Source organism: Pantoea sp. NGS-ED-1003 (assembly GCF_000738765.1).
Taxonomy (GTDB): Bacteria; Pseudomonadota; Gammaproteobacteria; order Enterobacterales; family Enterobacteriaceae; genus Pantoea; species Pantoea septica.
Map to the genome: position 1 here is coordinate 20,303 of NZ_JPQA01000015.1, position 13,922 is coordinate 34,224.

The following is a 13,922-nucleotide window of genomic DNA, read 5'->3' on the forward strand; positions in this document are numbered from 1 at the left end:
CGTTGGGGGGGGGTAAAAGGAAAAACCCGAAATGAATCGGGTTTTGATTAATTAACGATTAACAGGTTCCCGTGCCCGGGAACACTCTGACTGTACGCGCAATATATTATTTCCGCAATCATTATTTTTGATTACCAAGCCATTTATTCATCTGCTCAATTTCACCTTTTTGAGCTTTAATGATGTCCTGCGCGAGCTTTCTCATTTGCGGATCTTTTCCGTATTTTAGCTCGGTCTCAGCCATTGCTATTGCCCCTTCATGGTGTGCTACCATGCCTTTCGCAAAAGCCTTGTCGGGATCGGACTCTTTTACAGCGGCCATCATTTTGTCATGCATACCTTTCATGCCGGACATATATTCCTGTGACGATGCCGATGAGGATATATCTGACATTTTCATTTCTGAATGTTCTGCGGAAATCGCTGGCAGGGATAACATCAGTATAACAAAAAGCGAATTTGTGATTTTCATATAATAAACCCTTTCAGATGGTTACCGGATAAGTTTAGCTGAGTCAGACAAAAAAGCCCCCTGAAGGGGGCAAAAAATAACAACATATCCGTATAAGGGACAATCTATCAAGGAAAGGGTAACCGCACGGAAACTTCAGTTGTCATCAGCCCGCATTGATCATGCGGCGGTGTGCATCAGCCATAGCCTGATGGGGGCCGGACTGACCGTTATTCGTAAATTCATGGGCAACAGCTGCTCTTTCATGTTCATTCATCGCCGCAAACGAAGTCGCCGGACGGGAAGCGTTAACGGTGCCAGTTCCCATCATCTTCTGATGACTTTCCGCCATTTTTTTATGTGCATCTGTTGAACCATTGTTCATGGTTTCATGAACAATAATAGCCTGTTCATGCTGATCCATACCGGCCATCCGTGGAGCTGCCCCCTGGATGGCGGCTGGAGTTGAAGAAGACTGCATCTGATGGGCCGGAGCCTGAGCATTATTGACACGCTCATGGATATTTACAGTTTCAGTGGCCCAGGCCGTAGAAATTAAGCTCAAACCTAACACTGATGCTAAGACGATATTTTTCATGGTAACTCTCCATTTCTGAATTAGTGATGTCCGTGAATTTCGATCTGTGTCCTCAGTAGTACAACTGACAACTCTACAGACCTTATTCCGCCGGGATGAGGCTTTAATACAACTCCTGGCTTGTGCTGATGCCGTGTATGGATGAAGTAATAATGCCTTCCTGATAAGTTGCACTAATTATATCGAATGGCTTCTGTTTGCTGCATGACAGGCTAATGACATCTTTGTCATTTAAATCTTTATTCTCAGTACTGGGTTTCCGGAATCATTTTCTCCAGTCTGGGCACGGATAGGATAAAACGAGTTGAACGTACGTCCGATTCCACCTGCACTCTTCCGTGATGTGCTTCCACGATGGACTTCACAATCGCAAGGCCGATGCCGCTGCCTTCTCCTTTTCGTTGTCTGGACGGATCTACCCGATAAAAACGGTCAAACAGCCTTGATAAATGCTCTTCAGGGATTGGTTTCCCCGGATTTTCAATCACAAGGTCAAAAAAGCTCTCCTGCTCTCTTATTGAGACGGTGATTGCCTGTCCCTCCGGGGTATAACGCAGGGCATTGGATAACAGATTATTGATCGCCCTTCTGAACATTTGTGGATCTCCCTCAACCAGGCAGGGCATCCCGTTAAATTTGAGCGTGATATTGCGTTCTTCGGCCCAGGCTTCGAAAAACTCGAAGACTTTCATGACTTCCGCTCTGAGGTCAAACATGACCCTGTCAGGTATCAGCTGATTATTATCTGCCTGTGCCAGGAACAGCATATCGCTGACCATTTTGGTCATCCGGTTATACTCTTCAAGACTGGAATAGAGGACATCCTCAAGTTCCCTCTGTGTTCGATCCTGACTCAGTGCGATTTCAGTCTGCGTCACCAGATTGGTGATGGGCGTTCTGATCTCATGCGCGATATCGGCAGAGAAATTGGCCTGGCGGGTAAAGACATCCTCAATCTTTCCAATCATATGATTGAACGAGATAACCAGTTGCTCCAGCTCAATGGGAACGCGTGTCGGTTCCAGTCGCGCATCAAGATTCTCGGAGGTGATGTTTTTAATGGCATTGCTGACATTACGAAGGGGCAGGTGCCCCTGACGGACAGCGATTCGAATGATCAGAACAATCAACAGGCTTATCACGACGGCAATCGCAATCAGGTTCTTTTTCAGCGCATCGAGGTAATGGAGATGGAAATTAATGGATAGGCCAGTCAGCATGACATAGTTCTGCTGTTTGCCCTGAAATATCGCCTGACCAGAGGAGGCGATAATCCTGTATGTTTCCATCTTCATTTCGGACCCGGTATCCATCGGTCCCGCAGGATCCTCCACCGTCCAGAGAAAGACATCCCGTGCGCGGCTGTGCTCGCTAAAATCTGCTGAATTCACTGCCGGGCGTAGTGCCGCCCCCTGAGCTGAGCTAAAGAGCACTTCACCCCTGGGATTGAGGAGCAAAAGGGCAACGTTGCGGTAGCTGGCAATTGATTCCTTTATTTTGCTTATTTTTTTTTCATCCGGATCCACCGGGGACTGCAGTATACGGTTCAGTGTGGTGCTGATTTGTTGAAGATCGCTGACATCCTGCTCGGCAAAATGATTTTCAACAGAATGCAGCATAAACCAGGTGAAGGCGATAAAAGCCAGTATCGTGGACAGGCTGATAAAAAAGGTCAGCCGCAGAGCGAGTGAGAAAGGGCGTCTGGAAGGTTTGCTATGCATCCGGGACCTCCAGCATGTAGCCCACGCCCCGGACTGTCTGGATCAGCTTTGTCTCGTAATCGTTGTCTATTTTAGCGCGGAGTCGCTTTACTGCGACATCGATCGCATTAGTGTCGCTGTCAAAATTCATGTCCCAGACCTGAGAGGCAATCAGGGAGCGGGGAAGAACCTCTCCCTGATGGCGAATGAAGAATTCCAGCAGGCTGAACTCTTTACTGGTGAGCACAATGCGGTTTCCGGCGCGACTGACTTTTCTGGATACGAGATCAATCGAGAGGTCAGCCACCTTAAACTGGCTTTCCGTGATCATCGTGTTTCCCCGCCTCAGAAGGGTTCTCACCCGGGCGAGCAGTTCGGCAAACGCAAAGGGTTTAACCAGATAATCGTCCGCACCCAGTTCCAGTCCTTTGACCCTATGTTCGATCGTGCCGAGGGCTGTCAGCAGTAAGACCGGCATACCCTTTCCGGCAGTGCGCAGCATGCGGATGATATCCCAGCCGTTCACATCAGGTAGCATGATATCCAGAATGACTAAATCATACTCGGCTGTCATGGCGAGATGATATCCGGTAAGACCATTATCAGCGTGATCCACTACGAACCCTGTCTCTGTAAGCCCTTTGCTGAGATATTCACCTGTTTTAATTTCGTCTTCGACGATCAATATTTTCATCTTGCTCCCCGGCTGGCTGCTAATGTCATTCTATTGCGCCCACGATCGTTATCAACGGATTACAGCAAAAATGACAACATTGTCATTATCCTGTCACTCGGCAAACAGAGAGCGTTAGGTAAAGTACCCCTATCAATACTCTGGACTTCATTTGAACCATTTACCAGGTCTGCCTGGACGAGAAGCGTTATGTTCAAATTAAAATTACTCAGCATTAGCACGATATTCATCCTGGCAGGCTGCGTGTCGCTTGCGCCTGAATATCAGCGGCCCGCAGCACCGGTACCCCAGCAGTTTTCACTGTCCCATAACAGCCTGACGCCAGCGGTAAATGGCTATCGGGATACGGGCTGGCGTAACTTTTTTGTCGATCCCCAGGTTACCCGGTTGATCGGTGAAGCTCTGACTAATAACCGTGATTTGAGAATGGCTGCCCTGAAGGTTGAAGAGGCCCGAGCCCAGTTCAACGTCACGGATGCAGATCGTTATCCCCAGCTGAATGCCTCATCCGGGATAACATACAGCGGTGGTCTGAAAGGTGACAAGCCGACCACACAGGAGTACGACGCGAGACTGGAGCTCAGTTATGAGCTCGATTTTTTCGGCAAACTTAAGAACATGAGTGATGCTGACCGCCAGAACTACTTTGCCAGCGAAGAAGCCCGTCGGGCCGTACACATCCTGCTGGTCTCCAACGTTTCACAGAGCTATTTCAGCCAGCAACTGGCGTACGAACAACTCCGTATTGCGCGGGAAACGCTGAAAAATTATGAACAGTCCTATGCTTTCGTTGAGCAACAGCTCGTGACCGGGAGTACGAACGTTCTGGCACTTGAACAGGCGAGAGGACAAATCGAAAGTACCCGCGCCGAAATAGCCAAACGAGAAGGCGATCTGGCTCAGGCAAACAATGCCCTGCAACTGGTGCTGGGAACGTACCGCGCACTTCCGTCAGAAAAAGGGATGAAAGGCGGGGAGATCGCACCAGTAAAATTGCCACCAAATCTATCTTCACAAATTTTGCTGCAGCGACCGGATATTATGGAAGCGGAATATCAGCTGAAAGCGGCTAATGCCAATATTGGCGCAGCGCGAGCGGCCTTTTTCCCCTCCATTACCCTGACCAGTGGTCTTTCCGCAAGCAGTACGGAGCTGTCAAGCCTGTTTACGTCAGGAAGTGGAATGTGGAATTTTATCCCTAAAATTGAAATTCCTATTTTTAATGCTGGCAGGAATAAAGCCAATCTGAAGCTGGCTGAAATTCGCCAGCAACAATCGGTGGTTAATTACGAACAAAAAATTCAGTCAGCCTTTAAGGATGTTTCCGACACGCTTGCGCTGCGCGACAGCCTTAGCCAGCAACTTGAGTCACAGCAGCGTTATCTTGATTCACTTCAGATAACTCTCCAGCGTGCCAGAGGATTATATGCAAGTGGTGCTGTCAGTTACATCGAAGTGCTGGATGCAGAACGTTCCCTCTTCGCTACGCAGCAAACCATTCTCGATCTTACCTATTCCCGACAGGTTAACGAAATTAATCTGTTTACCGCGCTGGGTGGCGGTTGGGTAGAGTAAATTTATTTAATTAATCAGGAAATTAAAAATGCGTAATTCACTTAAAGCCGTTTTATTTGGTGCCTTCTCTGTCATGTTTTCTGCCGGTCTTCATGCTGAAACACATCAGCATGGCGATATGAATGCTGCCAGTGATGCTTCGGTACAGCAGGTTATCAAGGGCACCGGTGTCGTTAAAGACATTGATATGAATAGTAAAAAGATTACCATTTCGCACGAAGCAATCCCTGCTGTGGGCTGGCCTGCAATGACCATGCGCTTCACTTTTGTTAATGCAGACGACGCTATCAATGCCCTGAAAACCGGCAACCATGTCGATTTCTCGTTTATTCAGCAGGGCAATATCTCCTTACTCAAAAGCATTAACGTTACGCAATCCTGATTATCAGTCCGGAGCGAATACATCCAGTGCGCCTGAACATTCATTAAGGGATTACTGTGAATGAATGATCGGGCGCATATGCCAGGTGTTTTGATTTTTCAGCGAGAAATTGTATGGCTTCTTTAAAGATAAAATATGCTGCAATAATTATCAGCAGCCTCATAGCAGGAGGGCTGATATCGGTTACTGCCTGGCAGTATGTAAACTCATCACAAAAAACAGTACAAACCGAACAAAAGGCACCGGAGCGAAAGGTACTTTTCTGGTATGACCCGATGAAACCGGATACCAAATTTGATAAACCCGGAAAATCTCCCTTTATGGATATGGACCTGGTGCCAAAATATGCTGATGAAAGCGGCGATAAAAGCAGTGGCGGGATCCGTATCGATCCAACGCAGGTTCAGAATCTGGGATTAAAAACGCAAAAAGTCACGCGAGGAATGCTGAATTATTCTCAGACAATCCCGGCTAATGTCAGTTACAACGAGTATCAGTTTGTCATTGTGCAGGCGCGCTCTGACGGTTTCGTCGAAAAAGTGTATCCCCTGACGATTGGCGATCATGTGAAGAAAGGCACTCCGCTTATCGATATCACCATTCCTGAATGGGTTGAGGCACAAAGTGAGTTCCTGCTGTTATCCGGTACAGGCGGTACGTCAACCCAGATAAAAGGGGTTCTGGAGCGACTTCGTCTAGCTGGTATGCCGGAAGAGGATATTCAAAGGCTGCGTTCAACCCGCACAATCCAGACCCGTTTTACCATTAAAGCACCTATTGATGGTGTCATTACTGCGTTTGACCTGCGCACCGGAATGAATATTTCGAAAGATAAAGTAGTGGCTCAGATTCAGGGGATGGACCCGGTCTGGATCAGCGCTGCAGTGCCAGAATCTATCGCATATCTGCTGAAAGATACGTCGCAGTTTGAAATTTCGGTACCGGCTTATCCGGATAAAACATTCCATGTCGAAAAATGGAACATTCTTCCCAGCGTGGATCAGACAACCCGTACGCTTCAGGTCCGTCTCCAGGTTTCTAATAAGGATGAGTTTCTCAAGCCGGGCATGAATGCCTATCTGAAACTGAATACCAAGAGCCAGGAGATGCTGCTGATACCAAGCCAGGCCGTTATCGATACCGGCAAAGAACAGCGCGTGATTACTGTTGATGATGAAGGCAAGTTTGTGCCGAAACAGATCCACGTTCTGCATGAATCACAGCAACAGTCCGGCATTGGCTCCGGCCTGAATGAAGGCGATACCGTGGTGGTCAGTGGCCTGTTCCTCATTGACTCCGAAGCCAATATTACGGGCGCGCTGGAACGTATGCGCCACCCTGAAAAAACAGAAAACAGTATGCCAGCAATGTCTGAGCAGCCTGTAAATATGCATTCAGGGCACTGAGGAGACGACGATGATTGAATGGATTATCCGGCGCTCTGTCGCCAACCGTTTCCTGGTCATGATGGGCGCACTGTTTCTCAGCATCTGGGGCACATGGACGATAATTAACACGCCGGTCGATGCGCTGCCTGACCTGTCAGATGTGCAGGTCATTATTAAAACCAGCTATCCCGGACAGGCCCCGCAGATTGTAGAAAACCAGGTCACCTATCCGCTTACCACCACCATGCTGTCCGTACCTGGCGCAAAAACCGTGCGTGGCTTTTCACAGTTCGGTGATTCGTATGTGTATGTCATTTTTGAAGACGGCACCGATCTGTACTGGGCCCGTTCGCGCGTGCTGGAATACCTGAATCAGGTTCAGGGCAAACTGCCTGCGGGTGTGAGCTCTGAAATCGGCCCGGACGCCACGGGAGTGGGCTGGATATTTGAATATGCCCTTGTCGATCGCAACGGAAAACACGACCTTTCAGAACTGCGCTCTCTGCAGGACTGGTTCCTGAAATTTGAGCTGAAAACCATCCCGAACGTGGCTGAGGTCGCTTCGGTTGGCGGCGTGGTGAAACAGTACCAGATTCAGGTCAATCCGGTAAAACTGTCCCAGTACGGTATCAGCCTGCCCGAAGTGAAACAGGCACTTGAATCGTCTAACCAGGAGGCCGGTGGCTCATCCGTTGAAATGGCCGAAGCGGAGTATATGGTCCGTGCCAGCGGTTATCTTCAGAGCATTGATGATTTTAATAACATCGTCCTGAAAACAGGTGAGAACGGCGTGCCGGTTTATCTGCGGGATGTTGCCCGCGTGCAGACCGGGCCCGAAATGAGGCGTGGTATTGCCGAGCTGAACGGCCAGGGAGAAGTCGCTGGCGGCGTGGTGATCCTGCGGTCGGGTAAAAATGCGCGCGACGTTATCACGGCAGTGAGGGATAAACTGGAGACGCTGAAGGCCAGCCTGCCGGAAGGCGTTGAAATCGTGACCACCTACGATCGCAGCCAGTTAATCGACCGGGCGATTGATAACCTCAGTTCCAAACTTCTGGAAGAGTTTATCGTGGTGGCCATCGTCTGTGCTCTGTTCCTGTGGCACGTACGTTCTGCCCTGGTGGCGATTATCTCTCTGCCGCTTGGCCTGTGTATCGCCTTTATCGTCATGCACTTCCAGGGACTGAACGCCAATATCATGTCGCTGGGAGGGATAGCGATTGCCGTCGGTGCGATGGTGGATGCCGCCATTGTGATGATTGAAAATGCGCACAAACGGCTTGAGGAGTGGGATCATCAGCATCCGGGTGAGCAGATTGACAACGCCACCCGCTGGAAGGTGATTACCGACGCCTCCGTGGAAGTGGGACCCGCGTTGTTCATTAGCCTGCTGATCATCACCCTGTCCTTTATTCCTATCTTTACCCTGGAAGGGCAGGAAGGTCGTCTGTTTGGCCCGCTGGCATTCACGAAAACGTACTCCATGGCGGGAGCGGCCGCACTGGCCATCATCGTCATTCCTATTCTGATGGGATTCTGGATCCGGGGGAAAATTCCTGCCGAGACAAGTAACCCCCTGAACCGGGTGCTGATCAAAGCGTATCATCCTTTGCTGCTGCGGGTCCTCCACTGGCCAAAAACAACCCTGCTGGTTGCGGCCTTGTCCATTTTCACGGTTATCTGGCCACTGAGTCAGGTGGGCGGTGAATTTCTGCCGAAGATTAACGAGGGCGATCTGCTGTATATGCCGTCGACCTTGCCTGGCGTCTCTCCGGCAGAAGCTGCAGCGCTCCTGCAGACAACAGACAAGTTAATCAAAAGCGTTCCTGAAGTGGCTTCTGTATTTGGCAAGACCGGTAAAGCAGAGACCGCAACGGATTCCGCGCCGCTCGAAATGGTGGAAACCACGATCCAGCTCAAACCTGAGGATCAGTGGCGTCCCGGCATGACAATTGACAAGATTATTGATGAACTCGACAGGACAGTCCGTTTACCGGGTCTGGCAAACCTCTGGGTGCCGCCTATCCGTAACCGTATTGATATGCTCTCAACCGGGATCAAAAGCCCGATAGGTATCAAAGTGTCCGGGACTGTTCTGTCCGATATCGACGCGACGGCGCAGAGTATCGAGGCGGTAGCCAAAACCGTGCCTGGCGTGGTGTCTGTCCTGGCTGAGCGACTTGAGGGCGGGCGCTACATCGATATCGATATCAACCGGGAGAAAGCCTCCCGCTACGGGATGACGGTAGGTGATGTCCAGCTGTTCGTCTCTTCAGCAATCGGAGGTGCTATGGTGGGTGAGACGGTTGAAGGGGTGGCCCGGTACCCTATTAACATTCGCTACCCGCAGGATTACCGGAACAGTCCGCAGGCGCTGAAACAGATGCCGATCCTGACCCCGATGAAGCAGCAGATCACGCTGGGCGATGTCGCGGATATTAACGTCGTTTCTGGACCAACCATGCTGAAAACCGAAAATGCCCGGCCAGCCAGCTGGATTTATGTTGATGCCCGCGGCAGGGACATGGTGTCGGTGGTTAACGACATTAAGACGGCCATCAGCGAGAAAGTGAAACTGAGACCGGGAACCAGTGTGGCATTCTCCGGACAGTTTGAACTGCTTGAGCATGCCAACAAGAAACTGAAGCTGATGGTGCCGATGACGGTGATGATCATTTTCATCCTGTTGTATCTGGCATTCCGCCGGGTTGACGAAGCCCTGCTGATCCTGATGAGCCTGCCGTTCGCCCTGGTTGGCGGAATATGGTTCCTGTACTGGCAGGGCTTCCATATGTCAGTGGCGACCGGAACCGGGTTTATCGCCCTGGCCGGGGTGGCAGCAGAGTTTGGCGTGGTCATGCTGATGTATCTGCGTCATGCCATTGAAGCGCACCCGGAATTGTCCCGTAAAGAGACGTTCACACCGGAAGGTCTTGATGAAGCCCTCTATCATGGTGCCGTACTGCGTGTCCGGCCGAAAGCCATGACCGTGGCGGTGATCATTGCGGGTCTGCTGCCAATACTCTGGGGAACCGGCGCAGGTTCAGAAGTCATGAGCCGTATTGCTGCGCCAATGATTGGTGGGATGATCACGGCTCCGCTGCTGTCCCTGTTCATTATTCCTGCCGCCTACAAATTAATCTGGCTGCGCAGACATAAAAAAAGCGTGTCATAACCCTGAAAGGGCGCCCCCAGTGGGCGTCCTTCTGCACTGATTCACCCTGACGTCAGGGTTTATATCGATAATATACAGAGGTGAGTATGAAAAAAGTGGTTCTAATGGCCCTGGCTCTCGGCCTGTCACTGCCTGCAATGGCGAGTGAAAAAGTCATTGATATGTACAAATCTGAAAACTGTGGCTGTTGTTCCCTGTGGGGCAAAGCGATGGAAAAAGACGGGTTCGAAGTGCGAACTCACGTCATGAATGATCAGGCGCTGTCAGCCCTGAAAGAAAAGCATGCTGTTCCTGCTGGACTACGAAGTTGTCATACCGCGGTTGTAGGTAATTTGATCATTGAAGGCCATGTGCCTGCGGCAACGATACATAAGGCCATGCAGTCTGGTTCGGGTATATACGGTCTCGCCACCCCCGGTATGCCAGCAGGAAGTCCGGGAATGGAGATGGGGGCCCGAAAAGAGGCTTACGATGTTATCGCATTCTCACCGGAGGGCAGTAAAAAAGTCTTCCAGCGAATCGAATAGTCAGCAGAACGGCTGATAACGGGACGCCGGCAGCAGGCACTCTTATGCCGGCGGCATTCGTGGTAATCGCATCCATGACATATCCTGAAGACAGAAAATGCTTCAGATATGCATAAGGAGAGTTACTGTGAAAAATGACAATGCAGTGGAACATAACAACCAGACTGCTTCTGAGCAGACATCATCCCCGGACGAGAGTCACGCATTGCATAAGGTGAGAGATCCCGTGTGCGGGATGGTCATCCTGCCTGACAAGGCGCACAGCAGCATTCGATACCAGGACCATCAGCTTTATTTCTGCTCCGCCAGCTGTGAGAGCAAATTTAAAGCCCATCCCGATCATTATTTTACCGAAGATGCCAGTGAACATCACCATCACCACGACCACCATGAAGTCAGCCCTGATAAGATAAAACAGTCTCACCGCCAGGCGGAGAAAGAGATTTCTGAAGGTGTGTGGACATGTCCGATGCATCCGGAGATACGCCGTAGTGGTCCCGGAAGCTGTCCTGTCTGTGGAATGGCACTGGAGCCGCTCGTAGCTACGGCATCCACGGGGACGAGTGATGAACTTCGCGACATGACAAGACGCTTCTGGCTGGGGTTGTTGCTGGCGTTTCCGGTTCTGATACTCGAAATGGGTTCTCATCTGTTTCCCGCTTTGAGGAATACAGTACCGCCACAGTACAACACATGGCTGCAGTTACTTCTGGCCTCTCCTGTCGTTTTGTGGTGTGGCTGGCCATTCTTCGCCCGGGCCGGAATGTCGTTACGTAACCGCTCCCTGAATATGTTTACCCTTGTTGCAATGGGGACCGGCGTAGCCTGGGTTTACAGCGTCATTGCAACCGTCTTCCCCTCCTGGTTTCCTGCATCGTTCAGAAACATGGATGGCCTGGTGGCCATTTATTTTGAAGCCGCAGCTGTTATTACGGTGCTTGTTCTGCTGGGACAGGTCCTTGAATTGCGGGCAAGGGAACAAACCTCAGGTGCCATTACTGCGCTTCTTAACCTTGCCCCCAAAACCGCCAGGCGGCTGGATCAAGACGGTCATGAAACGGATATTAATGCGGAAGATGTCCTGCCTGGCGATAAGCTCCGCATCAGACCTGGAGAGAGTATTCCGGTCGACGGTATCGTGGTCGAAGGCAAAACAACCGTTGATGAATCGATGGTGACCGGGGAATCTATGCCTGTTACCAAAACGGAGGGTGACCCTGTCATCGGGGGGACCATTAATCAGACAGGTAGTCTTATCATCCGTGCAGAGAAAGTCGGTGATGAAACGATGCTCTCACGAATTGTTCAGATGGTCGCTGATGCACAGCGTTCGCGGGCCCCCATCCAGAGAATGGCTGACAGCGTTTCAGGCTGGTTTGTTCCTCTGGTGATACTTATCGCGGTTGTTGCTTTCATGATCTGGTCTGTCTGGGGGCCCGAGCCCAGGATGGCGCACGGTCTCATTGCGGCTGTGTCGGTCCTGATTATTGCCTGTCCCTGCGCGCTGGGGCTGGCCACGCCGATGTCGATAATGGTGGGGGTGGGCAAAGGAGCCCAGGCCGGGGTGTTAATCAAGAATGCCGAAGCCCTTGAGCGTCTTGAAAAAGTGGACACGCTGGTTGTCGACAAAACAGGCACGCTCACGGAAGGTTCGCCGACGGTGACAGGGATTATCAGTCTCAATCCGGGTGGGGAAACATCTCTTTTGCGTGTAACGGCCGCAGTGGAAAAAGGCTCGCAGCATCCGCTGGGTATGGCAGTAGTTAAAGCAGCACAGGAAAAGGGGATCGCAATACCCGCAGTCACTCATTTCAATGCGCCGTCGGGTAAAGGTGTCTCAGGCGATGTCGAAGGTCAACGGGTTGTTATTGGTAATGAACTGGCTATGCAGGAAAACAGTATCGTTATTGATAATCAAAAGGCCGTTGCGGATACGTTGCGGATGGAAGGCGCTACCGTTATCTATGTGGCCACAGACGGGCACCTTGCAGGCCTGATAGCTATCTCGGATCCCGTGAAAGCAACCACGCCGGATGCGCTTAAAGCTTTGCGTCAGGCGGGGATCCGCATCGTTATGCTCACCGGGGATAACCAGCTTACCGCTGAAGCAGTCGCACGGAAACTGGGAATAGATGAGGTTGAAGCCGGGATTCTGCCGGATGGCAAAAAAGCAGTGATAACCCGACTGAAAGCGTCTGGCCATGTGGTTGCGATGGCCGGAGACGGTGTGAATGATGCCCCGGCGCTGGCAGCGGCTGACGTGGGTATAGCCATGGGAACGGGTACAGATGTGGCAATTGAAAGTGCCGGAGTCACCCTTCTCAAAGGCGACTTGATGATACTGAACAGGGCCCGTCATCTGTCAGAAATCACCATGAAAAATATCCGACAGAATCTGTTTTTTGCATTTATCTACAACGCACTTGGCGTGCCTGTGGCTGCAGGTCTGCTTTATCCTGTGTATGGAATACTGCTGTCGCCAGTTATTGCGGCGGCGGCCATGGCTCTTTCCTCCGTCAGCGTCATTGTGAATGCGTTGCGTCTGAAAAGTGTCAGGCTCGGGAAATAACACTGAGTGAAGGGGCTGTTACGAACAGAAGGAGTCCAGTATGAAAAGTACCACCTATGCGCTTATTGCTGTCGCCGCGATCGCGGCATTTGCCCTCCTGCGCGAACACTGGTCACATGTGGCAGGTTACTGGCCATATCTGTTATTGCTGGTCTGCCCGGCTTTGTTGAATAAATCAGATTTCGGGTAAGTCTCCCCCGTAGCGGGTTGTGTTTTCAGGCAATACGCACGCTTTCAGGCATACCTGCTTTCGTCATTTTGTTCAGCGCTCGTACCAGGGCCATAGCCTCCGCAACCTGACCATCGTAGTCACGCAGCGTCAGTGAACCCCCGAACAGCTGTTTTACCCGGTACATCGCCGTTTCCGCTATCGAGCGACGGTTGTAATCTGTTGTCCATTTCCACCGCGCATTACTCCCGGTCATTCGCTGATTAGCCACTGCACGGTTACGGTCTGCATATTCACCGGGCCAGTAACCCGCACCTTTTCGGGGAGGGATAAGCGCGCTGATTTTCTTACGCCGCAGTTCATCGTGACAGAGCCGGGTGTCGTAAGCGCCGTCTGCCGATGCTGCCCTGATTTTTCTGTGAGTCTGCCGGATAAGACCCGGGAAGGCTTCTGAGTCCGTCACGTTGTTCAGCGACAGGTCTGCACAGATGATTTCATGTGTTTTGCTGTCAACTGCCAGACGCAACTTTCGCCAGATACGACGGCGTTCTTTGCCGTGTTTTCTGACTTTCCGTTCGCCTTCACCAAAGACCTTCAGCCCGGTGGAGTCAATCACCAGATGCGCGATTTCACCCCGGGTGAACGTTTTGAAACTGACATTAACCGACTTTGCCCGCTTACTGACACGGGTGTA

At 51.0% G+C, this 13,922-nt stretch carries 11 protein-coding genes and 1 pseudogene; 7 read left to right on the plus strand and 5 right to left on the minus strand.

The features are described 5' to 3' along the window. Window positions 1-121: 121 nt before the first annotated feature. The 4 genes from JS46_RS21860 to silR all read right to left on the minus strand — a co-directional run bounded on the left by JS46_RS21860 (window position 122) and on the right by silR (window position 3,443). The gene (locus JS46_RS21860) at window positions 122-472 is read right to left on the minus strand and encodes a DUF305 domain-containing protein (RefSeq protein ID WP_033755782.1); all 351 of its coding nucleotides are present in this window, start codon (window positions 470-472) and stop codon (window positions 122-124) included. Window positions 473-617: 145 nt separating this feature from the next. Then, the gene (locus JS46_RS21865) at window positions 618-1,049 is read right to left on the minus strand and encodes a copper-binding protein (RefSeq protein ID WP_033755783.1); all 432 of its coding nucleotides are present in this window, start codon (window positions 1,047-1,049) and stop codon (window positions 618-620) included. A 245-nt stretch (window positions 1,050-1,294) separates the two neighbouring features. Continuing rightward, window positions 1,295-2,770 carry a copper/silver sensor histidine kinase SilS gene (gene silS, locus JS46_RS21870; protein ID WP_033755784.1) on the minus strand — a complete coding sequence of 492 codons (1,476 nt, stop codon included), beginning with the start codon at window positions 2,768-2,770 and terminating at the stop codon, window positions 1,295-1,297. Further along, entirely contained in the window at window positions 2,763-3,443 is a 681-nt protein-coding gene (silR, locus tag JS46_RS21875; RefSeq protein ID WP_033755785.1) for a copper/silver response regulator transcription factor SilR, read from the minus strand. The genes silS and silR overlap by 8 nt, the downstream gene beginning before the upstream one ends. Before the next feature lie 189 nt (window positions 3,444-3,632). Here silR and silC point away from each other — a divergent pair, with 189 nt between their 5' ends. The 7 genes and pseudogenes from silC to JS46_RS23690 all read left to right on the plus strand — a co-directional run. Further along, window positions 3,633-5,018, plus strand: a complete 1,386-nt coding sequence (gene silC / locus JS46_RS21880; protein WP_033755787.1) for a Cu(+)/Ag(+) efflux RND transporter outer membrane channel SilC — start codon at window positions 3,633-3,635, stop codon at window positions 5,016-5,018. A gap of 28 nt (window positions 5,019-5,046) precedes the next feature. Beyond that, window positions 5,047-5,400, plus strand: coding sequence for a cation efflux system protein CusF (cusF, locus tag JS46_RS21885; protein WP_001246153.1), 354 nt, complete (start codon window positions 5,047-5,049; stop codon window positions 5,398-5,400). A gap of 113 nt (window positions 5,401-5,513) precedes the next feature. Continuing rightward, on the plus strand, window positions 5,514-6,806 hold the full coding sequence (silB, locus tag JS46_RS21890) for a Cu(+)/Ag(+) efflux RND transporter periplasmic adaptor subunit SilB (protein ID WP_001485328.1): 1,293 nt from the start codon (window positions 5,514-5,516) through the stop codon (window positions 6,804-6,806). Between the two features lie 10 nt (window positions 6,807-6,816). Beyond that, complete coding sequence (silA, locus tag JS46_RS21895) at window positions 6,817-9,963, plus strand: Cu(+)/Ag(+) efflux RND transporter permease subunit SilA (RefSeq protein ID WP_000574021.1); 3,147 nt, start codon at window positions 6,817-6,819, stop codon at window positions 9,961-9,963. Window positions 9,964-10,049: 86 nt separating this feature from the next. After that, on the plus strand, window positions 10,050-10,490 hold the full coding sequence (locus JS46_RS21900; protein WP_002436620.1) for a DUF411 domain-containing protein: 441 nt from the start codon (window positions 10,050-10,052) through the stop codon (window positions 10,488-10,490). A 97-nt stretch (window positions 10,491-10,587) separates the two neighbouring features. Next, on the plus strand, window positions 10,588-13,059 hold the full coding sequence (gene silP / locus JS46_RS21905) for an Ag(+)-translocating P-type ATPase SilP (protein ID WP_129244003.1): 2,472 nt from the start codon (window positions 10,588-10,590) through the stop codon (window positions 13,057-13,059). 40 nt (window positions 13,060-13,099) lie between these two features. Beyond that, window positions 13,100-13,225 (plus strand): annotated as a pseudogene (locus JS46_RS23690) (DUF2933 domain-containing protein); the annotation flags it as partial. 49 nt (window positions 13,226-13,274) lie between these two features. Here the strand turns inward: JS46_RS23690 and JS46_RS21910 are convergent. Continuing rightward, window positions 13,275-13,922: IS5 family transposase (locus JS46_RS21910; RefSeq protein WP_033755799.1), on the minus strand; the 648-nt coding region annotated here is incomplete at its 5' end.

What these genes read in the sequence shown, in the direction of transcription:
- silP (WP_129244003.1), top strand. Translation starts at nt 10,588, where the DNA reads ATGCTTCAGATATGCATAAGGAGAGTTACTGTGAAAAATGACAATGCA.
- silB (WP_001485328.1), top strand. Translation starts at nt 5,514, where the DNA reads ATGGCTTCTTTAAAGATAAAATATGCTGCAATAATTATCAGCAGCCTC.
- silA (WP_000574021.1), top strand. Translation starts at nt 6,817, where the DNA reads ATGATTGAATGGATTATCCGGCGCTCTGTCGCCAACCGTTTCCTGGTC.
- JS46_RS21900 (WP_002436620.1), top strand. Translation starts at nt 10,050, where the DNA reads ATGAAAAAAGTGGTTCTAATGGCCCTGGCTCTCGGCCTGTCACTGCCT.
- silR (WP_033755785.1), bottom strand. Translation starts at nt 3,443, where the DNA reads ATGAAAATATTGATCGTCGAAGACGAAATTAAAACAGGTGAATATCTC.
- JS46_RS21860 (WP_033755782.1), bottom strand. Translation starts at nt 472, where the DNA reads ATGAAAATCACAAATTCGCTTTTTGTTATACTGATGTTATCCCTGCCA.
- silS (WP_033755784.1), bottom strand. Translation starts at nt 2,770, where the DNA reads ATGCATAGCAAACCTTCCAGACGCCCTTTCTCACTCGCTCTGCGGCTG.
- silC (WP_033755787.1), top strand. Translation starts at nt 3,633, where the DNA reads ATGTTCAAATTAAAATTACTCAGCATTAGCACGATATTCATCCTGGCA.
- JS46_RS21865 (WP_033755783.1), bottom strand. Translation starts at nt 1,049, where the DNA reads ATGAAAAATATCGTCTTAGCATCAGTGTTAGGTTTGAGCTTAATTTCT.
- cusF (WP_001246153.1), top strand. Translation starts at nt 5,047, where the DNA reads ATGCGTAATTCACTTAAAGCCGTTTTATTTGGTGCCTTCTCTGTCATG.